This is a genomic window from Rhodococcus sp. NPDC077669 (assembly GCF_040686915.1).
Lineage (GTDB): Bacteria > Actinomycetota > Actinomycetes > Mycobacteriales > Mycobacteriaceae > Rhodococcoides > Rhodococcoides fascians.
The window spans coordinates 75,335-97,173 of record NZ_JBFBMD010000006.1; the positions used below are offsets into that span (position 1 = coordinate 75,335).

A 21,839-nucleotide genomic window follows, 5' to 3' on the forward strand; every position below is an offset into this window, starting at 1 on the left:
GCCGGAAGCCTAATGGGAACTGCTACAGCGTGGCCCGCAGCAACAGCACGTTGTAGTTCTGGAACACCGTCGCCAAGAAGTAGAGGTCGCGGCCCGTCGAGAACGGGTGGATGTACGGGGCGTAGATCGAGCTGATCTCGCGAGTGTAGACCAGTACCTCGGGCGGGCTCCACGGTCCGACGGGCGATGAAGAACGCCGCAGCGCAATGGAATTGGCGTTGTCGGTGGTCATCATCAGGTACTGGCCCACAGCGGCGTTGTATGCAACCGACAGTTCGCCGACGCCGTCGACGATGGGGGCGGCCGCAGCAGGGTCGCCCTTCTTCCAATCCTTACCCGTCCAATATTCGTATTCGCCGAGCCTCGTGATGTCCGCTTCTCTGACGCGAGAGACGTGGCCGAGTGTGGAGCGACCCGGCGGTGTGCCGTACTGGTAGATGTATCCGTTGTCCTTCAGGTAGGCGCTTTGCTGGAAGTTTCGATCTCCGCCGGCGCTCGGCCTGTGGGTCTCGGGTAGTGCGGCCCAGTTCTCTCCGTTGTCGGTCGAGGCGGCGAGGCCGGAGAAGTTGGTGTCCCAGGTACCTGCGGGTCCCCAGTTCTTGACCGACATGAGGTTGAGGTACTGGGTGTCGCCCACGGCGACTCCGGCGGTGGGGATTCGGCTGATTTCGACGAAGGGGATCTTGGGGCTGGGGACGACTTCTTTGGTTTGTCCGACGGCGTCCTTGACGACGCTGTCGAAGTTCATGCCGTCGGCGAGGTTTCGGTCGTTGCTGCGGACGATGGCGTTGCTGCGCCAGGACCAGAGGCTGCCTTGCAGGAGGTTGGGGACGCCGACGCCTGCGGTGTCGCCGAAGGCGGTCAGGACCTCGCCTCGGCCGTTGTCCCACATGATGCCGAGGTCGGTGCCGATCATGTTGACGTTCTGGGTCATGTTCGGGCTCGACATTCCGGTCACCTGGGCGACGGCCTGTGCGCGGCCGTGCAGTTGCGGCAATCCGAATGTTCCGTTCAGACCGGCGATTGGGTTGATTGCGTTGGGGTCGGCGAGGGCCGTTGGGCCTGTGACCAGCATCGATGCCGTCACCGTCAGTGCTGCGACTGTCAAGAGTCTGGATCCCACGCGTGTCAAAACTGCCCCGTTTCATGGTGTTTCCCCGATAACACCTCGGAACCATGGCAGCGGTTTGTTATGGGCAAGTTCAATCAACTCGTAGCCTGTTTCGCGAATCGGGCGAATGCCCCTCGGTGTCGTAATCTGGACACGTGAGTGATCTACCCGATTCCCAGCTGGCGCGGGATCTGTCCGTCAGTGCGATGCGGCTGAATCGGAGACTGCGTCTGCGCCATTCGAGCGACCGGTTGCCGGTGGCTCAGTTGTCGATTCTGACGACGTTGTTGCGCGAGGGGCCGATGACGACCGGTGAACTGGCTTCTCGGGAACGAATCAAGCCGCCGTCGGTGTCGCGGTCGTCGCATCAGTTGGTCGAGGCCGGCCTGATTGTCCGTGAGCCGCACCCGACCGACGGCAGGCAGGTGGTGCTGCAGTTGACCGAGGCGGGCGTTGCGACTGCTCGCGACGAAGTGGCGTCTCGCGAAATCGCTCTCGCCGAACAGTTGGACGAGTTATCGGCTCGGCAGCGGGAAACGTTGGCCGCAGCGTCGGCAATCCTGATCGAATTGGTCGATCGAGTCGACTGAGACCGTCAGTTCTCGTGTTGAACTTCGCGATCGAGACCGTCGATATTCCACTCGATGGTGGATCCGAGTTCCTCGGAATCTCCTCGGTGCGCGACGCGGCCGAGGACGGTGGCGACTATTGCAGCGCACACCATCCAGACGACTACGCCTATCAGCAACCCGGTCATGGACACTTTGTAGCACTGATGTCTGAGAAATCGCCGTGAAACGGTGGTTATGAAGTGTTGCTGTTCGATATACATCGCGTGCGGTCCGGCAAATGCGACAAAGTGAAGCTTCTTGTTCCCCAACAGATGTAGAGACCCGACGGATTGTTTTTCGTGTCCTTCTCGAAAACAAAAATCAATGAGTTTTGCGTAATTGTTCGACGACTCGGCGAAAGCGACTGTTCGGTGTGCACATATTCGACACCACATCGAGATCGGACTCGAAATCCACATCTCGCAATTGCGACACCATGGTGACCTCGGCACCCGCAGCGGTCAGTGCCACCCGAGTGTCGTCACCCGTCGACGGGGCAGACATCGGTACGTCCAGCAATGCCCGGGCCTGAGCAGGATTCCGTAGACCCAGGATCCACCAACCGCCGTCCTCGGCGGCACCGAGTAGATCGGTGTCGGCCAGCAACGCGGCTGCGTCGCTGAGCAGTCGCCCGGTGACCTGCGGGGTGTCCATTCCGATCTGAAGTACCGCACCCGCGGGCGCGGCGTCGGCGTGCGCATTCGCCAGCCGTTCGCCCAGTCCGTCGCCGCGCTGCGGGATCACGGTGAACGACGCGAGGGCTCGGGTGAGTTCCTCGGCGCGGGCCGCGTCGCTAAGATGGCCGGTGAGGGCCACGACGCGGTGGTCGACGTCCGCTGCCGCGACGGCGTCGAGGGTGTCCAGCAGCGCGGCAGCTGCCACCTCGGCGGCGGCCGCGTCGCCGATCGTGGCGGCGAGACGGGTCTTGGCAAGTCCTGGAACGGGTGCTTTGGCTACGACGAGGGCGGTGACGGTCACGAGAGCACCTTCCAGAAATCGCGCACGGCCACGATGGTGCCGCGGACCGAGCCCGAGACCTTGGACGTGCCTGCGGTTCGTGGTCGGTAGTCCACGTCGTGTTCGACGACGGTCCAGCCGGCCTCGGCCGCGAGTACGAGCAGCTGCAGCGGGTAGCCGGAACGTCGGTCGGTGACATCGAGGTCGAGTAGTGCTTGTCGGCGGACCGCTCGGATGGCACCGAGGTCGTGTACGGGCAAGTTGTACTTGGTCCGAAGTCGAAGAGACAGAACGGCATTGCCGACTTTTGCGTGCAGCGGGGAGCTTCCCTTGGCGGGCCGGCGACGGCCGACGGCCAGGTCTGCGCTGTTCAGTGCAGCCACCAGGGTGGGTAGGTCGCGTGGGTCCATCGAGCCGTCTCCGTCGAGCACGCAGACAATATCGGTGTCGGCGGCGAGGACGCCCGCGTGCACGGCGGCTCCGTATCCGGGGACGGCTTCCGCTACCACTGCAGCGCCGTGGGCGGCTGCCACCGCGGCGGTGGCGTCGGTCGAGTTGTTGTCCACGACGATCGTTCGATATCCCGGCGGGATCGAATCCAGCACGGCCGGAAGCGATTCGGCTTCGTTCATGCAGGGAATGACGACGGTGACCGATCCGGGCTCAGACACGGGGTGGGCCCGTTCCCTCGGCGTCGCGCAACGGTGCGTCGGCGAACGCGGTGAGACCGTCCTGCGGCAGGATCTGCGCGCGAAATCCCAGAACCTCTTCTGCCCGCTGTGGACTGGCGACGATGTGCCGTACGTCCCCGGCTCGGTACTGGCCGGTGATTTCGGGAGCTGGCCCACCCCTCGCGTCGGCGAGAACGGACGCCACCTCCCCGATGGTGATCGGATGACCCGAGCACACGTTGAGCGCGGTGAAGCCGTCCAGCTCGGCGGAGATGGACGCGATGTTCGCTGCTGCCACGTCGTGCACGTGGACGAAATCGCGGGCCTGCTTGCCGTCCTCGTAGACCGTGGGCGGCTTCCCGAGTTCGAGCGAGGACCGGAACATTGCCGCCACACCGGAATACGGGGTGTTGCGCGGCATGTGCGGGCCGTACACGTTGTGGTAGCGCAGCGCGACGACGGAACCACCGGTCGACAGTGCCCACGCGGAGGCGTAGTTCTCCTGCGCCAGTTTGCTCGCTGCGTAGGTGCTGCGCGGTTGCAGCGGTGAATCCTCCTCGACCAGTAGCCAATCGAGTGGCTCGCCGGACGCAGGGTCGCGGTTGTCGAACAGCCCGGCGTCCAGATCGGCTCGGGTACGCGGTCGCGGCACGACGGTCTCGCCGGAGGAATTGAGGTAGCGCCCTTCGCCGTAGACCACCATCGACGATGCCAGCACCAGGCGGGAACACCCTGCCTCGTACATCGCCGCGAGCAGGACTGCGGTTCCGAAGTCGTTGTGACTGGCGTATGCCGGCGCGTCCGCGGCGTCGACGCCTGCGCCGACGACAGCAGCCTGATGGCACACGACATCCACACCGCGTAGCACTTCGACGAGTGAATCCTTGTCTCGCACATCCAGATCGGTGATGCCCTCGGCTGTCGCGCCGGGTCCGTGGGCGGAACCCAACATGGCGTCGACGGCAACCATCTCGAGATCGGTGTCGCGCGATGCGTCGAGGATGTGGCCCCCGATGAATCCGGCTGCACCGGTGAGCAGTACGCGAGTCATGGCAGCTCGACCGGCAGTGTGACTCCGGTGTGCACCCGGCAGTGGGGGCACTCGCCCGTCGGTGCGTCGCGCACTGCGGATCGGACGAGCGCCTTGAGCGGTTCGATGTTCTTCTGGAATTCGGCGAACACGTCCACTGCCTTGACTCCCTGACCGGATTCGATTCCGGCGTCGAGGTCGGTCACCAACGCTATCGGCGCGTAACAGAGTTCGAGCTCGCGGGCCAGGACGGCCTCGGGGTGACCGGTCATGTTCACCAGTGTCCAACCTTGGCGCGCGAACCATTGGCTTTCGGCGCGAGTGGAGAACCGGGGACCCTCGACGACCACCATGACACCGCCGTCGACCGCGGACCCCTGGACGGCCGCGCTGCGCAGCTCCCCGCAGTAGGGATCGGCGAATTCGACGTGGATGCCGCCGTTGTCGAAGTAGGTCTGGGTGCGGCCGGACGTCCGATCGACGAGTTGATCCGGAATCACGACGGTTCCCGGACCGTATTCGGCCACCAACGATCCCACGGCACACGGGGCGAACACGCGGCTGACACCGAGCATGCGCAGCGCCCACATGTTGGCCCGATACGGCAGGGTGTGCGGCGAGTATTCGTGAGCGCGGCCGTGTCGAGGTAGAAAGGCAACTCGTCGTCCTTCCACCTCGCCGACGGTGATCGGTGCGCTCGGTGATCCGTAGGGCGTGTCCAGCTCGATCTCTTCGGCGTCGTCGGCGAAGAACGAGTAGAAGCCACTGCCGCCGATCACCGCGATCTCGGCCTGTAACTCCGCTTGCGTGTTCATCTACCCATCCTCCATCACCGTCGGTCGATATGCTGGTCCGAAACCGTGTTCGTCTTCAAGTCCGCAGGGAGAAAACACTATCCGTTACTGGAGAGAAGCCGTCGCCGGTGCGCTGGCCGTCGTGCTCGTTGCCGTCGCGTTCGTCGTTCCGTATCTGGGCAACGAGATCGTCACCCCGATCATCAACAGAACACCGCAGCAGGTGCGCGATTTTGCAGACGCCGCACCGCTGTTCGGTTTTCGTGAGGCTCATGTCGGATGGGGAACGCCGTTCGCCGTCCTCATCGCGGTGGCGACCGTGCTGTGGGGACCGACCGTGGCTCGACGCCTGTCCTGGACGCGGCTGTTGTTCGTCGTCTGGGGTGCGTCGGCGGCGTGGACGATGGCGCTGGCGATGGTCGACGGTTGGAAGCGTGGGTTCGTCGACCGGTTGGCCTCGACGGACGAGTACCTGCACGAGGTTCCCGGCATCACCGACATCCCCGCGACACTGCGCGGATTCTCCGAGCGCATTCTGGATTACCAGGCGGATTCGTGGACCACTCACGTCTCGGGCCATCCGCCCGGTGCGCTGCTGACGTTCGTCTGGCTCGACCGTCTCGGTTTGAGCGGCGGGGCCTGGGCGGCAACGCTGTGCGTGTTGGTGGGAACCAGTGCCGCAGTTGCTGTGGTTCTCACGCTGGGTGTTCTGGGCGACGAGGACATGGCCAGGCGCGCAGCACCGTTCGTGGCGATCGCACCGGCAGCGATCTGGATCGCCGTCTCCGCCGACGCGTTCTATGCCGGGGTCGCGGCGTGGGGTATCGCGCTGCTGGCGGTCTCGACTAAGCGCTGGCTGTGGCCCGCATCGATCGGTGCGGGAGTGCTTCTCGGGTTCGGAATCTATTTGAACTACGGCCTGGTGTTGATGGGTCTGCCCGCGGTCGCGGTGCTGATAGCGGGCCGAAAGGTTCTGCCGTTCCTCGGCGCGGTGATCGGTGCCCTGCTCGTTGCGGGGGTCTTCACGGCGTACGGATTCTGGTGGTACGACGGGTACGAGCTGGTGCAGGAGCGGTACTACCAGGGCATCGCCAAGGATCGTCCGTTCGAGTACTGGGGCTGGGCGAACTTCGCTGCACTGTTCTGCGCGCTCGGCGTCGCTGTGCCCGCGGCCTTCCCACGCATCGCCGCGCGGGTGCAGCCGATCAACCTGTTGGTGCTCGGCGGCCTCGCGGCGGTGGTGATGGCCGATCTGAGTCAGCTGAGCAAAGCGGAGACGGAGCGAATCTGGCTGCCGTTCGCGATGTGGATGTTGATCGCCCCGGCGGTGCTGCCGCGTCGAACACATCGATTCTGGTTGGCGCTGCAGGTGATCGGGGCCTTGGCCGTCAATCATCTGCTGTTCACGAATTGGTGAGCGGAGCCGGAGTCATCTGCGCGAACCAGCGGCCGTCGATCGGAGCCACGTCCACCATCTGCAAGCCGGCGGCGCGGGCGAGGTCGGCGGTGGCATCGGCGCTGACACTCGACCAGGCGAACCAATCGCCGACCATGGTGTCGGTTTCCCAGCGGACGGTGCGGTGCCGAATCCCGGAGTCACTCGGTTCGTCCACCTCGGCGATGATGGCTCCGTGTGGTGCCAGCAGATCGGCGGCTCGGCGTAGCAGGCGCACCGGATCCCCGCCGATGCCGATGTTGCCGTCGGCGAGCAGCACACACGACCACGTGCCGGTGCCGGGCAGAGGCTCGAAGAGGTCACGGAGAACGGCGTTTCCGCCGCGGCCGATGGTCAGGTCGACGGCAGCCTTCGACGTGTCGACGCCGAGCGCCGAGAGTCCTCGGCGGGCAAGAGCTTCGGTCAGCCGGCCGGGTCCGCATCCGAGATCGATGGTGGACCCGGTACATCGGCTGATCATGGCGTGGTCGGCTCGGCGATCCTCTTCCGAGGATGCGCTTCCGCCCATCCAGCGGGCCGTGGGCAGACGTTCTCTCGAGCCGTCGGAATCGCCGATCCAGCAGGGCAATCCAGCGGCGGCGCGGTGGAAAAGGGTGTCTGCGGTGACGCTCATGTTCGGCTCCGTACCACGGTGAAGCGAATGAAGTAGACGACGGCGCTGGCGGCGAACAACACCGTTGTCAGAACCAGCCATCGTTCCAAGAAGGGGTCTTGGGTCAAACCTGTTGCCGCACGATAGGTTTCCGCGCCCTGGGACAGTATTCCGGGGAAGAACATCAAGAACGTCAGCGCTGTGCCGAGAGCCGGGACGCGAATGTAGTTGACGGGCGAGACGGTCATCTGCAGTCGTCCGAGCCCGGTGAGAAGGCGATCGGCCGCCGAGTACAGCGGGAACAGGACCGCGTCGTGCAGCAGTACCGATCCGAAGAACCAGACGGCGATGGAATGCCACCAGATGTCGCTGTTCCACAACGTTTTCGGCCCGGCGATGTGGACGACGTAGCCGACCAGTGCGAAAGACAACAGCAGGCCGACGGCATGCAGAGGGTGGCCACCGTATATCCGTCGGAAGGCTCTCATTCCCGGTCCCCTGTCGCGTTTTACGAAACGTCTGTGAAAGCACCAGAGCGCGAGCAGCACCGACGTCGTCGGTGACTGCCCGCGCACGGGTTCAGGAGCTGATTATGCGGCGGTCTTGACCGTGATGGTCGCAACGCCGACGAGCAGTCCCGGGGTGACAGCGTCGGTCTTGAACGTGTCGTTGAGCAGTCCGGCTGCGGTCTCCGAGATCTTCACCTGCGTGCCCTGCAGGATGGCGGTGTTCTCGGGGCCGGTTGCCAACGGCTGCAGGGTGCGGCCGTCGAGGTCGAACAGCACGGCGTCGGCAGCAGCCTCTTCGCCGTTGACCGTGACGTCACCGGTGAGCAGCGACGTGCCCGGGTCGATGTCGAAGTTGGTCAGCTCGACCACGGTCTCGCCTGCGGTCAGCGACAATCCGCTGCCGTCGTGGTTGATCTCGCCCTGCACGTAGGGGTCGACCGTGCCGGGCTCCCAGTACTTGACGTCGCCACCGGTGATCGGGAAGCGAATGGAACCGTCTGCGAGAGTTGCGGTTCCGACTACGCCCGGCGTGAGGCCGAGGGTGGTCAGTGCGCCCAGGAAGCCGGGGTCGAGAGCAACTGCGGTGTCGACGCCGTTGCTGAGGTCGGCGACCTCGGCTGCGGGCTCGGGAGTGCTCTCGGTGGTCTCCATGGCCGACGACTCCGAGGAGGTGGCTGCGTCGGTGGTGCTGGATGCGTCGTCGCTGGAGCACGCGGCGAGCGGGACGATGGTGAGTGCACCGATTGCGGTGGCGGCCAAAGCTTTACGAACAGTGAACATGTCGGTCAACCTTCCGTGCTCGTCTCTCGAGCGTTGTGGGTTATTCGGCGCTGCTTGCCGATCGGATGGGTCTTCATCGCGATGCCTGCATTGAAGCGGTGCCGACCTGTTACCCCACGGTGTGAACGGTCAAACCAGACATGTTCACGTTCGGCTCAGCCCAGGATCAGATCCGCGGCTCGTTCGCCGATGATCACCGACGGTGCATGGGTGTGGCCGCGGATGATGCTGGGCATGATCGATGCGTCGGCGACCCGGAGTCGGTCGACACCCCGAACCCGCAGCGCAGCGTCGACGACGCTGCCGGCATCGTTGCCCATCCGCGCGGTGCCCACCGGGTGGTACAGAGTGTGCGCGTTCTGCTCCAGGGCCTCGGTGAGCAGATCCGCCGGGGAGATGTTCGACGCCACCCTGGGGCGTACGACGTCCCCGAGCTGGCACTTCAGGGACGGGGTCTCCGACAGCGCGACGCATACGCGCAGTCCCTCGATCATGGCCCTGCGGTCCATTCCGTCGGGGTCGCTGAGGTAACGCGGCTCGACGATGGGCTTGGCCAGGGGGTCGGCGGACCGGAGCGTGATCTCGCCTCGGCTCTTGGGTTGCAGCAGGACTGTGCCGATGACCGCGGCGTGTGCGTCGGCGGCGATCAGGCCTTCGTCGAAGAACGGGGCCGGTCCGAAGATGAGTTCGAGGTCCGGCAGCGGCAGATCCTCGCGGCTCCGGATGAAGCCGTATGCCTCCGCGACGTTGGAGGTGAGCATGCCGCGTCGGCGCGCGAGATAGTTGATGAGTTCGGGAATCTTCTCGGCGTGGAACAGGGAGTCCTTCTCGGTCTTCCATCCGATGAGGGCGGCCAGGTGGTCGAGGAGGTTCTGCCCGACGTCCGGCGAGTGGTGCCGGACGGTGATGCCGTGGGCTGCGAGCTGCTCCTTGTCTCCGATGCCGGAGAGCATCAGCAGCTGCGGTGTGTTGATGGCTCCGCCGGACAGAACGACTTCCTTGTGTGCGCGCACCGTGTGGGTGACGCCGTCGGAGGTGTATTCGACGCCGACGGCGGCGCTGCCCTCGAAGAGAACCCGGGTGGCCTGTGCCTCGGTGAGGACGGTGAGGTTGGTGCGCTTCTTCGCCGGGCGAAGGTAGGCGTCGGCGGTGCTCCAGCGGGCGCCGCGTTTCTGGTTGACCATGGTGCGGCTGAAGCCCGTGGGTTCGGGCAGGTTGGGGGTTTCCACCGAGTAGCCGGCTTCCTCGACGGCGGAGAGGAAGGACGAGGTGAGCGGGCGTGAGCTGCGCTGGTGGGACACGATCAGCGGCCCGCCGGTTCCGGCGTCCAGTTCTGTTGTGCCCTCGATGTTCTCGATCTTGCGGAAGTATCCGACGAGGTTGCGGAACGACCACGAGTCGTCGGAGTTGGCCGCCCACTCGTCGTAGTCGGCGGCGAATCCGCGTACCCACATCATGGCGTTCATCGACGACGAGCCGCCGAGCATCTTGCCGCGCGGCCAGTAGATGCTGCGGTCGCGTAGCCCCGGCTGCGGTTCGGTGAGGTAGTCCCAATCGACCTCGGTACGAAAGAGTTTGGAGAACGCGGCGGGGATGTGGGCGAACTTGTTCTTGTCTTCCGGGCCTGCCTCGAGCAGGATCACGCTGTTGCGGGGATCGGCGCTGAGCCGGTTGGCCACCACTGCGCCGGCCGAGCCCGCGCCCACGACGATGTAGTCGGCGGTTGTGTTCTGTGTGCTCATGATTGTCCTTCGGGTTCGTCGGCGCTGCTCAGCCGCGCAGGGCGGAGGCGAATATTGCCGGGAGTTTGGTCCAGGACGGTGCTCCGGCGAATGCGGTGAGCAGTTTCCCGGTCGACGCTGCGGTTTTGTTGGTGACGAACCACGGCGGCTTGGGGGAGATGGACATCTCTCCGCTGATCAGCGACCTCGACAGTGGGCGGAAGGGTCCGCGCACCACGGTCCGTTCGGCACCGTCGATCAGTAATGCGTTGTGCACGATGCCGATTCCGCTCTGCACATCGTCGACGGTGTGGCCGGGGAACGCGCCCCAGGTGGCCGATGCGGTGAGGAATCCGAGGGCGGTCCAGGCATTGACGGCGATGGTGCCGTACCTCAGGTCTGCAAGCATGGAGTCGAACTTCTCACCGAGTTCCTTGATGGTGCTCGGCGTGCCGATGATGTTGATGCCGAGGGTGCCGGTGAACTCCTCGTTGGCCGTCTGGACGGCCTTGGCGGCGAATGCTGCTCCGCTGTAGGGCAACTCGATGACGCCCATGACTGGTGCGAAGTACTCGGTCTGCAGGAGCGGTGCGTACTCGCCCGGATCGAGGTCGGTGATGAGCACCCGGCCACCGCCGTCGCCGAGCCGTTCGGCAGACGGGTACGTGGCGGTGGCGTCGGACACCCGTCTGTCGCTGCCCGGGTAGTACGGGGCGCGGGCCGGTGCCCGGTCGAGTGCGGCGCGCAGGGCTGCGATGAACTCGTCGCGCTGCTTCCATTCCGAGGACAGCACGACGACCTGCGAAGCGACACAGTTGTATCCGCTGTTGTGCAGTCGCTGGGTGGCTACGTGTTCGGCTTGGAACTCGATGTCCGCGCGGCTCCACTCGCCCGGCAACACGATGGTGGGCGAGACGCCACCGAGTTCACTGGAGATCTCCTTGGTCAGGATCGGCCGGTTCGCCGCCTTACGGGCGGCACCGTCGGGTCCCGGGCCGAAGACGATGGCGTCGTGGGTGATTGCGCTGCCCGTCATATGGACGTGGTCGACGCGATCGTGGTTGACCAGGTAGGTGCCGACGTCGGCTCCACCGGTGAGCAGACGCAGCGCGCCGATGTCCACCAGTGGGGCGAGGATCTTCTCGAAGACCGGCAGCAGTGGGTCCATGATGGGGTTGAGCTTGAGCGCGACGACGCGGTTGAAGGCGATCAGTTCGTAGAGGGCGTCGAGCGGGGCGATCGAGGTGATGTTGCCCGCGCCCAGGACGACGCCGACGCCCGCGGTGCGCGTCGGGTCGAGTTGGGCGAGGCCTGCGGTGCGCTGTGCGGTGGCACGGTCGATTCCCGGCCGGAGCCACACCTCGGCACTGAACCCGTTGAGCAGTAGCTTCTCGAAGTTGTTGAGCGGCAACACCGATACGGTCGTTCGTCCGCCCGGGGCTGTTCCGAACTTCGCTCCGGCCAGCGGGCTACCGCCTGCCTCGAGCGCGGAGAGGGTGTGCGCGAGCGTGCCGAGACCGCCGAGAAACGAGTACGGGCCGGAGAGCCATTCCTCACCGAGCAGGTTGGACGAGGGGTCGAGGCCCTTGACCGACGCGGCGGCGGTCACCCATTCCTGCGCGTGCGTCGTGGTGAGCGCGTGCACGCGCTCGAGCAGTGCCCGGCGGTCGGCCAGGCCGAGCCTGCCCCAGGTCTGCTCGCCTGCGTCGAGGTCGGCAAGAGCGGTATCGACCGCCAGGGAGGCGTCCGGTCCGTTCGTCGGTACAGGCTGCAGATGCGGGGTGACTTCGCTGGTCAACTTTTCGTCTCCACTCGTCGTTCGGATACACGGCTTCGAGTGTGATTCTGGTCGCATTCGGGGCGGCAGGCTATGGGCCGCCGCTGTCAATCGAGCGCAGCGGATTGTGCCGTCGCACAGTTTCGGTGTGGTGTGGCTTACATCGGCCGGGCTATGGTTCAGTCATGACCACCACCGAGTCCGCTCTGCATCCGTCACCGACCGAGCTGGCGGCGGCGATGCTCGACGACGTCGACGAGCTGGCGAGCGAACTGGTCCGGCGCATCCTGGGAGCCGAGCACGCGTATCTGGAGGCGACGCTGCTCACCGCGGATCAACTCCACGAAGCGTCTCGCAGCAATCTGGCCTCGATGTTGGGCAAGCTGTCCGGGCGTGCACCGGTTCGGCTCGAGTCGGCGCAGCAGGCGGGCAGGCTCAAGGCCGAGCAAGGTGTACCGCTGGCGGCATTGCTGCACGCGTTCCGGCTCGGTGGTCGGCTGGTCTGGGACGAGTTGATGGTGCGTTCGCACGGCCGGGCCAGCCACGCGCTGCTGGACATGGCGGCGCAGGTGTGGGCATTGGTCGACGTGTATTCCGACGAGGCGGCCGAGGCGTATCGAGAGAGCGCCGATATGCGAGCCCGCGAGAGCGCCGAAGCCCGCGGCCGGCTGATTCGGGTGCTGTTCGCCGATCACGCCGCGAATCCGGCCGCGGCGGCGGATGCCCTGCGTGCGTTCCGAATTCCGGATCGCGGCTTTTTTGCGGTGGTATCCCAGGAACCCTCGTCGACGGGACTCGGTATCGAAGGCGTCGTCGCTCGGTTGCGGGCCGCGGGAACCGAGTCGGTGTGGGATGCCGAGGTGGACGGAAGCATCGGATTGTTCTGTGCCGCTCGGGAATCCGACATCGATACGGCACTGGCCACTTTCGGAGAACTGTGCCCGGGGCGGATCGGTGTCAGTTCGGTGTTCCGGTCGCCGTCGGGAATCGGTGACGCCGTGGGGCAGGCCCGTCTGGCCCGGTCGTGCAGCTTTCCCGATTCTGTGCCGTCGACGCCGGTGCGCTACGACTCGGTCCCGGTGCCGTTACTGCTCGCGCGCGACCCGAAATCCGGCCGTATCGCGGCTCGTCAGATCCTCGGCGATCTGTTGGCGTTGCCCCGCGCCGAGCGGACGAGTCTGCTCGCCACTCTCGATGCGTGGTTCTCGTGCGGTGGCTCCACCAAGGATGCCGCGGAACAGCTGCACTACCACCGCAATACGGTGTTGTACCGATTGCGGCGTATCGCCGAACTCACCGGTCGCGACTTCCGTGATCCCGTGCAGGCCGCCGAACTCTATGTCGGGCTTCGAGCCCACCAACTACTGACCTGACGGGTCAGTGGCTGGCCAGCACGACGTCGAGGATTCCCGTTCCCAGCGGTACCGGAACGCAGGACGGCTGACGTGCATTCGCGGGGTCGAGTGCGTTGAGCGCCAGACGCAGCGCGGTCGGGTCGTAGGTGAACGTGAAGTGGGCGACCTCGGTGTCGGGGCACACGTCCTGGATCACGATGTTGTGCGCTCCCGGATCTCGCAGCAGCGCATTGGTATACGGCTGAATGACCTCGTCGACCTTGGTGGCGATCGAGGTGTAGTCGACGCCGGGGACGGTGTCGCCGCCGGCGTTGAGGTTTTCGAGAAAGTCCGATCCGGCCATCAACTGGGCGAGGCCAGGGCCGAATTCGTCGGCTACCAGACCGGTCGCGCCGGGCACGGCCTGGACGACGGGGGCGACTCCGTACATGGTGCCGCCGTAGGTCGGTGACGCGATTCCCACCCATCGGTCGACGACATCGGCCCCTCCGAGCCTGTTGACGAAGTATCGGGCGACGGCAGCACCCTGCGAGTAGCCCACCACGTCCACCGCCGCGGCGCCGGTCGCGTCGAGGATGGTTGCCGTCATCGATTTCAGTTGTGCTGCACTGTCTTCGATGACGCCGTAGCCGTTGGACTTACCGTCCGGCGACGCGCCGTAGTTGATCGCGAAGACGCAGAAGCCCGCGGCCTGCAGGATGGGGGAGAAGCCGGCCCAATCGGAGTAGGCGGTGGCGTCGGTGCCGTGGACGAGAACGACAGGATTGGGGTGCTCGGCAGAGGGCACGCAGCTCATGTCGTTGGCCCCGGGCGGGGCGGCGTCGCGGTTGGTCGACGCGTACCGAATGGCATCGGCGTGGTCGGGTTGCGGCGGTGCAGCTGCGATGGGCATGAGCGGGCCGGCATGTGCGAGTGGTGCCGCTTGGGTCGACAAGGCCGACAGTGCAGCGGTGAGTGCGACGACGAGAAGAATCAGACTTCGGCGTGGTCCGCGCATGATCACACGGTATTCCTGCAGTTGTGAAATGTCCCTACGAATTCGGACATGAACGCATAAAAGTCACAACAATAGTTCTGTAACGATTTTTGTGTCGCAAGCCGATTGCCGACCGAGCTACCGGTGACGGCGAGGGTGCAGACGCAGGGGATCGATCGAAAGACGGGTTTACCGCCGACAAGGAAAACGTGGAGCCGGTGACGGGAATCGAACCCGCCTCTCAACCTTGGGAAGGTCGCGTTCTACCAATGAACTACACCGGCGTGTGGTGCGGCGTCCAGATTAGCAGGGTGGCCCGACGTCGATGCGTACACCGTGCAGCAGGGCCTGGGCGTCCTCGGCCGGCACCGGTTCGGAGAAGAGGTAGCCCTGAGCGCGGGTGCAGCCCAAGGCCACCAATGTGCTCCTGGCACTCTCGGTTTCGACGCCCTCGGCGATGATGCTCAGGCCGAACGCGTGCGCGAGCCCGATGATCGACTGGACGATCGCGAGGTCGTCGGTCGCTCCCGATCCGAGGTCGGTGACGAACGCGCGGTCGATCTTGAGCGCGTCGACGGGCAGTTCCTTGAGGTGTGACAGTGAGCTGTATCCGGTACCGAAGTCGTCGATCGCCACCTGCACGCCGAGGTCCCGCAGTTCTCGGAGAGTCACTCGAGTACGCGAAAGATCCTGTACGACGGCCACTTCGGTGATCTCCAGGCACAGGTTGCAGCCCGCGATCGAGAATTCGTCGAGGGCGCTCGCCACGGTGGCCGCAAAGCCGGTGGTGACCAGCTGTACGGGCGAGATGTTCACGCGCATCACGATGTCGAGGCCGGGGATGTCCCGTTGCCACGCCGCCAAGGTCCGGCACGCGTGGTCGAGAACCCACCGACCGAGCTCGCCGGCGAGGTTCGTCTCCTCCGCCACTGGAATGAAGGCCGACGGTGGTAGCAGCCCGCGGGTGGGGTGACGCCACCGAACCAGTGCCTCCACCGCAGTGATGCGCCCGGTGACGAGGTCGACCTCGGGTTGGAAGTGCAACGTCAGCGAGTCGCCTGCAATGGCGTCACGCAGATGGATCTCGACGTCGTTGCGGAGTTCGGATTGCGCGTGCATCTCGTCGGTGAACAGCGAGATGTGATGTCCACCAGCACGCTTGGCCACCAGAGCGGCTTGCCCTGCTTGCCGGAGCAGAGAGTCGGCGGTGTGGGTGCCGGGCTCGCCGAAGGCGATTCCGATGCTGGCGCTGCGACCGATTCTCTCGACACCGAGAGTGACCGGTGCCTGTATCGACTCGGCGATCGTGCGGGCACGGTCGGTGGCGACGCGGTGCGAGCACGGGCCCGCCAGGACCACGACGAACTCGTCGCCGCTCAGGCGGGCCGCGAGACTCGCCGATTCGTCGACGAACGCCTGCAGGCGTTCGGCGACAGCCTGGAGATACTGGTCGCCGGCGAGGTGTCCGAGAAAGTCGTTCAGCGCCTTGGTGCGGTCCAGGTCGATGTGCAACACCGCCACCGGACCGGGCATCGACGGATCGAGTCGGTCACGGAGGTGCTGCGTGAGTGCGGTGCGGTTCGGGAGTGAGGTGAGACCGTCGTGCAAGGCCGAGAACCTGATCTGTTCCTCGGCACTGACTCGCGCCTGCAACTGCGACAGCAGAGCAGCAATTGCTTTGAGGGCGTTCAGTTCTGCCTGGGACCAACTTCGGTCTCCCACTTTGATGAAGCCCAGAATCCCGGTGGTGCGTTCGGAGTGCAGCAGCGGCACGACGGCCATCGAGGTGGCGCTCAATCCCGAGGCGGTCTCGACGCGTCGGCGATAGTCCTCCTGCTCCGGGTCGGGCCGAAACACTGCCGGTTCGGACAGTGTTTCGGCCATCGCGAAGACCGAGTCGGCCTCGTCGAAGTAGACGACGGCCAGGGGGTCGGGATCGGGCACGCTCAGGCGCGGTGGCCATTCCGCGGTGAGTCTGGTTGCCCGGGCATCGAAATCGTGGTGCCGGAGAAAGCTGAAATCGATGCCGAGGTAGTCCACGAGCTGACGCAGTACCGACAGGTATGCTTCTCGCACCGTCGCCGCGTCGACGCCCATGAGTTCGGTGGCGACGCCGGTGACGAGGACCTCGAGTGTCCGACTGTTCTCCAGGGCCCTACTCCCGCCTCTCGTCGACGCGGTCTCGTGAACCGCTCCTGTAGACGCAGTGCAGGACTGTTCCCCCTGGTCTATGCCGGACTCTACCCCGGTAAGGACGCCGAAACCGCGACTCTGCGACTGTATATCGCGCCTCGTGGCGCAGTGCCGAGCCGCAACACCAGAGCGATCGACTCGGCCTCGTCCAGATCCGCCAACGTCCGCAGCTCGAAGTTCAACTGCTGCAACGTCTCTGCGTGGGTCGGAGACAATTCTCGGTGCTCGTCCATCGTGCGCGCGTAGAGGAACGGTGGTGAGACGGGTTGAACTGCCAGTGCGTGCAGATGTGAAGTCACCCAAACGTTCTCCGTTGCAAATCCACCCCGGATGTAATGCGCCGGAGTCGATCCGGGCACCACGATCACTGCGAGCGCGGAGCTCGCCGATACCCGATCGCGCATGTCGGTGGCCAGAGCAGCGCCTGCGTTCCAGGCAGCCACGAGCGCCATGACGTCGGGCCGCCCGATGATGTCCAGCGTGGACAGGTCTGCGGCGTCGATGCCGAGGCTGGCGACGTCGATGCCCCGATCCGGGTCCGGATCGCCTGCCCAGCGCAGTTCGGAGAACATCTCTCGGTGCAGATGCGGCGTGAGATACCGAATCCGATCGGCGGCCGCGAGAATGTCTGCTGCCGCGGTGATGGACTCGCGCGTCGTCAACAGCACGGCACGTCCGCCTTCGGCGGCTGCGGCCGCAACGAGATCGGCGACCACCGCATCGTCCAGCGTCGACGGTGACCCGAGCTCGCGGTCCGTGGATCGGGTGAGCACGGCGTCGAGGAGGCGTCGATCGGTGATCGGTCCGGCGGTACCGTCGCGCAACGAGAGCTCGACCGCCTCGTCGGTGATCTCGATGCCGGCGAGCATGCCCTGGGCGGCGGCGGCCACCCGCGCGTTGAATCCGGCTGCGCCCACAGCGACGAAGCTGCCGCGGTACGCGATATCGAGGGTGGACGTTCGTGATCGGTCGACGTCGACCCGGAAGGTCGGCCCGTTCGAGGAGAAGGTCCACGGCTGACTGTTTCCGCCGGAAGGCGCTCGTCGTGCCGCTTCGAGTATCGAGTCATGGGAATCCACACTCTGCGGACCGGCCGCATCACCCGAGATCTGTCTGCGGGTGGGGGCCGGCGTGTTCAGCCCGTCGAGGTGCACCTCGAGATCGATGCGGATACGTCCGGACGGTAGGTGCGCTCCGGTCCCGAATCGTCGGACCGCCGCGGCGATGGTGGCACCCCCGAGTTGGACGTCGCCGCCCAGCTGGGGCCACGTCTCGATCGTTTCGCCCACCTCCACCATCGAGGCCGCCATCCGAGCCGAGAGCAGGGAGGCGTCGAGCTGATCGAGCACGATGGGAATCTTGTCGCGGGTTCCGAGTCCGTGCAGACCGGCGGACTCGATGTCGCCGAGTACGCCGTGAAACACCGGGCGCTGTGGTTCGAGGTCGAATCGCTCGACGTCCAGCAGACCTCGATCGGAGGTCTCCATCAGTACGGGGATTCGACGCGACCTGGCCGCCTCTCGTGCCCGGACCTTGATGTCGAGGGAGTCGCATTCCTCGACGAGCAGGTCGAGTCCGTCGAAGAACTCGTCGATCGTGGTCTCGTCGATCCCGTTCCGGAAGACCTCCACCGTCAGGTAGGGATCTATTTCGGCGATTCGCCGGGCGGCGACGATCGCTTTGTTGACACCCAGATCGATGATCGACGCCGGAATCCTGTTGAGGTTCGACAGTTCTATCTCGTCGAAATCCGCGAGGCGAAGAGTTCCGCAGATTCCCTCGAGTGCGAGAGTGTGCGCAATGGCGTGTCCGACGCTCAAACCGATGACGCCGATCGTGAGATCTCCCAATTTCTGCTGTTCCTCGAGAGTTATCTTGTTTCTGTTTCGGTCCAGTCGGAGGTGCCGATACGAATTCGGACCGAGAACGGCGACGACGGTATTGCGCCACGGGAAATAGACCCACCTGTCGCTTTCGTCGAGAAGGCTCTGCTCAGGGCTCGGCAACAATGCATGCAGTCCGGCTCGCTGGGTGGCGCGTTCGTCGCGAACGGTGATCGAGGTGTCACCCCGTAGCTCGTCCAGGGCGGCCCGCTGTGTGGCGACCGTCTCGTCGAATATCACAGGCTGCCAGCTGTATTCGGCAGTGATGGGAATCGTCACGACGCCACCGCCGAGTGCAGGTTCTTCGACGTGCCGTGCTGTGCGAGCAGCGAGACCGTGTTGCGTTTCATGCGCCGCCACGTTTCGAGTTCGGCATCGAACGCGAGAGTCGTTCGGTCCCACCAGAACACCTCGGTCCGGTATCGGTCGTCGGGGTAGGGCACCGGTTCGATGTGCGTTGCGATCGCTGCTCCGGTGCGCAGCCACGCGGCGCGGACGTGGGAGGCGGCAGTGGCCAGCGCGTAACGAGCGCCCAGCAGTGCTGTGCTGTACGCCGGTGACTGCGCGATCATGGTGGTGACGGCGCGGCCGCGGGGTGCTCCCGGGGCAACCCACGCCGACTTGATCTCGACGACCCCGTCCTCGATGCGGCTGTCGAGCATCGCGCGAACGCGATGACGGCCCTCGGGATGCGCGGCGAATTCGACGAGTGCGTGTGATTGATCGGCCGAAGAATACGGCCCTTGAACGCGAACGCCGCCGAGGATCGTTCCGGTTCGGTCGAGAGCGGCGAAGAACAATGCGGTGGTCCCGCCGTCGCGAATTGCCGATATCTCGAGCGCTGGTGTCACGTCGTGGCGTCGGTAGCTTTCTTCGGCACCGTCGAGAAATTGCGTCCACAAAGCGGGACTTCGGGTGGGAGTCGTGGCCAGAATGTGGCACTGGGAGGGATGATCGAAGTACGAAGGAACGTCGATTCGAATGCGCTTGGGTCGAATGTACATAGGGGCTCTTCCTGAGGGAGTGTCACCGAATGTGAGAGGTGTGACCGATCGATTGTCCGACTGTTCGGTCCGCACGTACCTGTGGAAGTGGTCACTCGGGTGCTTCGCGTAAGGCCCGTGAGGACCAGTAGCCTGCAGTGGTGCTGCTCTCCGACCGTGACATTCGTGCCGAAGTGACCCTGGGCAACCTGGCGATCGATCCCTTCGATCCGTCGATGGTGCAGCCGTCGAGCGTCGATGTGCGACTCGACAAGCTGTTCCGGGTGTTCAACAACACCCGGTACACCCACATCGATCCGTCCCAGCAGCAGGACGAGCTGACGACGTTGGTGGAGCCACGAGCGGGTGAGCCGTTCGTTCTTCATCCGGGGGAATTCGTCCTCGGTTCCACTCTCGAACTGACGACGTTGCCGGATTATCTGGCGGGTCGACTCGAGGGGAAGAGCTCTCTGGGCCGGCTGGGACTGCTCACCCACTCGACGGCAGGATTCATCGACCCGGGATTCAGCGGTCACATCACGTTGGAGCTGTCCAACGTCGCCAACCTGCCGATCACGCTGTGGCCGGGAATGAAGATCGGGCAGCTGTGCCTGTTCCGGCTGTCGTCACCCTCGGAGAATCCGTACGGCAGCGCCGCGGTGGGCTCCAAGTATCAGGGGCAGCGTGGTCCCACTCCGTCGAAGGCGTATCTGAACTTCATCCAGTCGGACGTGACATAGACCAACATTCGGTCTGTTTTGTTGGACGAAACCTGGTGAGTTCCCGGTTGTGGCGGTATTCTGGTGCTCGAACGTGGGTTGGGGCCTACCAGAATGAGGTTTCTCGTGTCCGCGGTACCCGATCCGTCCGTGCTCGGCGCTTCCTTGGGGTCGAGTGGCGTCCGCAGTGTGATCAGCGACAGCTCGGGTGTCGACACGGTGCTCCACGTCCTCGAACCGGTTGCCACCGGGCCCGCGCCCAACGGTCTCGCCCCGGATCCCTGGGATGCCGTCGTCGCATCGGTGCACAGCACGGCAGACGAATACGCGTCCGCTCGCTACTACCCGGTGCTCGCCCTCCGCGAGAGCGATCCCGACACGGCCTTTCGAGAGGACTTCTCCGACGGCATCGTGCTCGTATCCGAACTGGGTGCGCAGCTGGGCGCGTTACGAGAAACCGGAGTGCTCGCCGGTGAGCGTTGCGTCGCGCTGTTCGACGTCGGCGCATCCGGCACCAGCGTGTCGGTGGTCGACGTCGAGTCCGGTCGCGTTCTGGCCTCGCATCGCACCGAAGAACTCCGTGGCGACGACTGCGACCGTGTGCTCAGCGACCACCTGATCGAGACGTTCGGCGCGGCGGAAGCGTTGACGGTGGCAGCTCGTCGACAGCTCGTGCACGACGTCCGAGACGGCAAACACCAGCTGTCGATCCTGCGCAGCGTTTCTGTCGTCGGGCCGTTCGTCGGCGGTCGCGCCTCGTTGTGGCGACACGACCTCGACGAGCTCATCGGCGACGCCGTTCGTGCGGCAGTCTGCACTGCCGTCGACGTGCTCGAGTCCGTCGCCGCGATCGGCGTTCACGTGGAGGCAATCGTCGCAGTCGGCGGCGGTGCCAACATGCAGATCGTCCGGCAGACACTGTTCGACGCCGTGTCGGTGCCCGTCTACGTTCCGGAACGACCGGAATTGTTGGCCGCCCGTGGGGCAGCCGGGATCGCGCGGACCGTGGGAGCCAGGCCTGCACCGGCCCCTGCCGTGACCGCCGTGACCGCCGTGCCCTCCCGTCGTCCGCGGCACAGCGGCAGCCCGTCGAGGCGAATGGCCAGGGCAGCGAAGTCCCGCCGCGTCGGGGGCGCACTTGCCGCGCTCGTTGCGGTGTGCGTGGCCGGAACCGTGGTCGCGGCAGCGGCCCGGACCACCGACGACACCCCCGAACCGTCGATCGCGACCTCGCAGAACGCGTCGCCCTCCGCCCGATCGCAGGCTGTGATGCCGGCGGTGGACGGCTCACCGTCCGTGTCGACGCCGCCCTCGGTGCCGGCCACGGACGTGGCCCCGTCGTCCTCGACGTCTCCGACATCCGGAGTCTCGACGTCCTCTCCTGCACCCACCTCGCCGAACGGTGCCGAGTCACCGCCTCCAACCCGCACGATTCCTGACGTCACTGTTCTTCGGCCCGCGCGTGAGGGCACTCGAGTTCCGACGACGACCACGGCTCCGACCACCACGACGGCTCCGACTCACCCCACGACCACCACTGCGCCGACCACCACTGCGCCGACAAGCACTGTGCCGGTCGCAACAACGTTGCCGCACACCACCACTCGCGCCTCGACCCCGACGAAACCCACGATTACCACGCCTCGGCGACCGTAGACACCGCCGTTCGTTTCGCCGTGGCGGCGATAGATCTACGGTTTCGACCGCCACGGGGCAGCGTC

The 21,839-nt window shown here is 65.3% G+C and carries 20 protein-coding genes and 1 tRNA gene; 5 read left to right on the forward strand and 16 right to left on the reverse strand.

Annotated features, from left to right (window positions below):
- Nucleotides 1-22: 22 nt before the first annotated feature.
- The gene (locus tag AB0P23_RS09785; protein ID WP_287452722.1) at nucleotides 23-1,075 is read right to left on the reverse strand and encodes a DUF4185 domain-containing protein; all 1,053 of its coding nucleotides are present in this window, start codon (nucleotides 1,073-1,075) and stop codon (nucleotides 23-25) included.
- A gap of 191 nt (nucleotides 1,076-1,266) precedes the next feature.
- Between AB0P23_RS09785 and AB0P23_RS09790 the strand changes: the two genes are divergently transcribed.
- Nucleotides 1,267-1,701, forward strand: coding sequence for a MarR family transcriptional regulator (locus tag AB0P23_RS09790; protein ID WP_032367083.1), 435 nt, complete (start codon nucleotides 1,267-1,269; stop codon nucleotides 1,699-1,701).
- A 5-nt stretch (nucleotides 1,702-1,706) separates the two neighbouring features.
- Here AB0P23_RS09790 and AB0P23_RS09795 read toward each other — a convergent pair whose 3' ends face one another.
- From AB0P23_RS09795 to AB0P23_RS09815, 5 genes are all read right to left on the reverse strand, one after another.
- The gene (locus tag AB0P23_RS09795; protein ID WP_167328661.1) at nucleotides 1,707-1,868 is read right to left on the reverse strand and encodes a hypothetical protein; all 162 of its coding nucleotides are present in this window, start codon (nucleotides 1,866-1,868) and stop codon (nucleotides 1,707-1,709) included.
- Nucleotides 1,869-2,043: 175 nt separating this feature from the next.
- A complete protein-coding gene (locus AB0P23_RS09800; protein ID WP_222087113.1) occupies nucleotides 2,044-2,700 on the reverse strand; it encodes a DUF2064 domain-containing protein in 657 nt (218 codons plus the stop codon).
- The gene (locus AB0P23_RS09805; RefSeq protein ID WP_283542835.1) at nucleotides 2,697-3,350 is read right to left on the reverse strand and encodes a glycosyltransferase family 2 protein; all 654 of its coding nucleotides are present in this window, start codon (nucleotides 3,348-3,350) and stop codon (nucleotides 2,697-2,699) included. Before AB0P23_RS09805 ends, AB0P23_RS09800 begins: the two co-directional genes overlap by 4 nt.
- Nucleotides 3,343-4,401 carry an NAD-dependent epimerase/dehydratase family protein gene (locus tag AB0P23_RS09810; RefSeq protein ID WP_283542834.1) on the reverse strand — a complete coding sequence of 353 codons (1,059 nt, stop codon included), beginning with the start codon at nucleotides 4,399-4,401 and terminating at the stop codon, nucleotides 3,343-3,345. Before AB0P23_RS09810 ends, AB0P23_RS09805 begins: the two co-directional genes overlap by 8 nt.
- Nucleotides 4,398-5,195: an S-methyl-5'-thioadenosine phosphorylase gene (locus AB0P23_RS09815; protein WP_283542833.1), complete on the reverse strand. Its 798-nt coding sequence runs from the start codon at nucleotides 5,193-5,195 to the stop codon at nucleotides 4,398-4,400. Before AB0P23_RS09815 ends, AB0P23_RS09810 begins: the two co-directional genes overlap by 4 nt.
- A 79-nt stretch (nucleotides 5,196-5,274) precedes the next feature.
- Here AB0P23_RS09815 and AB0P23_RS09820 point away from each other — a divergent pair, with 79 nt between their 5' ends.
- Nucleotides 5,275-6,591, forward strand: coding sequence for a hypothetical protein (locus AB0P23_RS09820; RefSeq protein WP_346772358.1), 1,317 nt, complete (start codon nucleotides 5,275-5,277; stop codon nucleotides 6,589-6,591).
- On the opposite strand, the gene AB0P23_RS09825 is transcribed toward AB0P23_RS09820, so the two are convergent.
- The 5 genes from AB0P23_RS09825 to AB0P23_RS09845 all read right to left on the reverse strand — a co-directional run bounded on the left by AB0P23_RS09825 (nucleotide 6,578) and on the right by AB0P23_RS09845 (nucleotide 11,970).
- Complete coding sequence (locus tag AB0P23_RS09825; RefSeq protein ID WP_032367078.1) at nucleotides 6,578-7,243, reverse strand: methyltransferase domain-containing protein; 666 nt, start codon at nucleotides 7,241-7,243, stop codon at nucleotides 6,578-6,580. The two genes, AB0P23_RS09820 and AB0P23_RS09825, sit on opposite strands and share 14 nt — an antisense overlap.
- Complete coding sequence (locus tag AB0P23_RS09830; protein ID WP_287452729.1) at nucleotides 7,240-7,710, reverse strand: hypothetical protein; 471 nt, start codon at nucleotides 7,708-7,710, stop codon at nucleotides 7,240-7,242. The genes AB0P23_RS09825 and AB0P23_RS09830 overlap by 4 nt, the downstream gene beginning before the upstream one ends.
- Before the next feature lie 102 nt (nucleotides 7,711-7,812).
- Nucleotides 7,813-8,511 carry a hypothetical protein gene (locus AB0P23_RS09835; RefSeq protein ID WP_032367076.1) on the reverse strand — a complete coding sequence of 233 codons (699 nt, stop codon included), beginning with the start codon at nucleotides 8,509-8,511 and terminating at the stop codon, nucleotides 7,813-7,815.
- A gap of 155 nt (nucleotides 8,512-8,666) precedes the next feature.
- Nucleotides 8,667-10,253, reverse strand: a complete 1,587-nt coding sequence (locus AB0P23_RS09840) for a GMC family oxidoreductase N-terminal domain-containing protein (protein WP_032400460.1) — start codon at nucleotides 10,251-10,253, stop codon at nucleotides 8,667-8,669.
- 28 nt (nucleotides 10,254-10,281) lie between these two features.
- Nucleotides 10,282-11,970, reverse strand: a complete 1,689-nt coding sequence (locus AB0P23_RS09845) for an aldehyde dehydrogenase family protein (protein ID WP_363797577.1) — start codon at nucleotides 11,968-11,970, stop codon at nucleotides 10,282-10,284.
- A 224-nt stretch (nucleotides 11,971-12,194) separates the two neighbouring features.
- Here AB0P23_RS09845 and AB0P23_RS09850 point away from each other — a divergent pair, with 224 nt between their 5' ends.
- A complete protein-coding gene (locus AB0P23_RS09850; protein WP_032367074.1) occupies nucleotides 12,195-13,382 on the forward strand; it encodes a helix-turn-helix domain-containing protein in 1,188 nt (395 codons plus the stop codon).
- Nucleotides 13,383-13,386: 4 nt separating this feature from the next.
- Here the strand turns inward: AB0P23_RS09850 and AB0P23_RS09855 are convergent, their stop codons facing one another.
- From AB0P23_RS09855 to AB0P23_RS09875, 5 genes are all read right to left on the reverse strand, one after another.
- Nucleotides 13,387-14,361: an alpha/beta fold hydrolase gene (locus AB0P23_RS09855; RefSeq protein ID WP_032387743.1), complete on the reverse strand. Its 975-nt coding sequence runs from the start codon at nucleotides 14,359-14,361 to the stop codon at nucleotides 13,387-13,389.
- Nucleotides 14,362-14,550: 189 nt separating this feature from the next.
- Nucleotides 14,551-14,624: transfer RNA gene (locus AB0P23_RS09860), tRNA-Gly, on the reverse strand.
- Between the two features lie 19 nt (nucleotides 14,625-14,643).
- Nucleotides 14,644-16,437, reverse strand: coding sequence for an EAL domain-containing protein (locus AB0P23_RS09865; protein WP_052061526.1), 1,794 nt, complete (start codon nucleotides 16,435-16,437; stop codon nucleotides 14,644-14,646).
- A 143-nt stretch (nucleotides 16,438-16,580) separates the two neighbouring features.
- On the reverse strand, nucleotides 16,581-18,695 hold the full coding sequence (locus tag AB0P23_RS09870) for an Rv1355c family protein (RefSeq protein WP_196251018.1): 2,115 nt from the start codon (nucleotides 18,693-18,695) through the stop codon (nucleotides 16,581-16,583).
- On the reverse strand, nucleotides 18,692-19,420 hold the full coding sequence (locus AB0P23_RS09875) for a hypothetical protein (protein WP_051364987.1): 729 nt from the start codon (nucleotides 19,418-19,420) through the stop codon (nucleotides 18,692-18,694). The genes AB0P23_RS09870 and AB0P23_RS09875 overlap by 4 nt, the downstream gene beginning before the upstream one ends.
- Nucleotides 19,421-19,560: 140 nt before the next feature.
- Here AB0P23_RS09875 and dcd point away from each other — a divergent pair, with 140 nt between their 5' ends.
- Nucleotides 19,561-20,139, forward strand: coding sequence for a dCTP deaminase (gene dcd / locus AB0P23_RS09880; protein WP_027495411.1), 579 nt, complete (start codon nucleotides 19,561-19,563; stop codon nucleotides 20,137-20,139).
- A 105-nt stretch (nucleotides 20,140-20,244) separates the two neighbouring features.
- Nucleotides 20,245-21,774, forward strand: a complete 1,530-nt coding sequence (locus AB0P23_RS09885) for an Hsp70 family protein (protein WP_196251017.1) — start codon at nucleotides 20,245-20,247, stop codon at nucleotides 21,772-21,774.
- Nucleotides 21,775-21,839 lie beyond the last annotated feature (65 nt).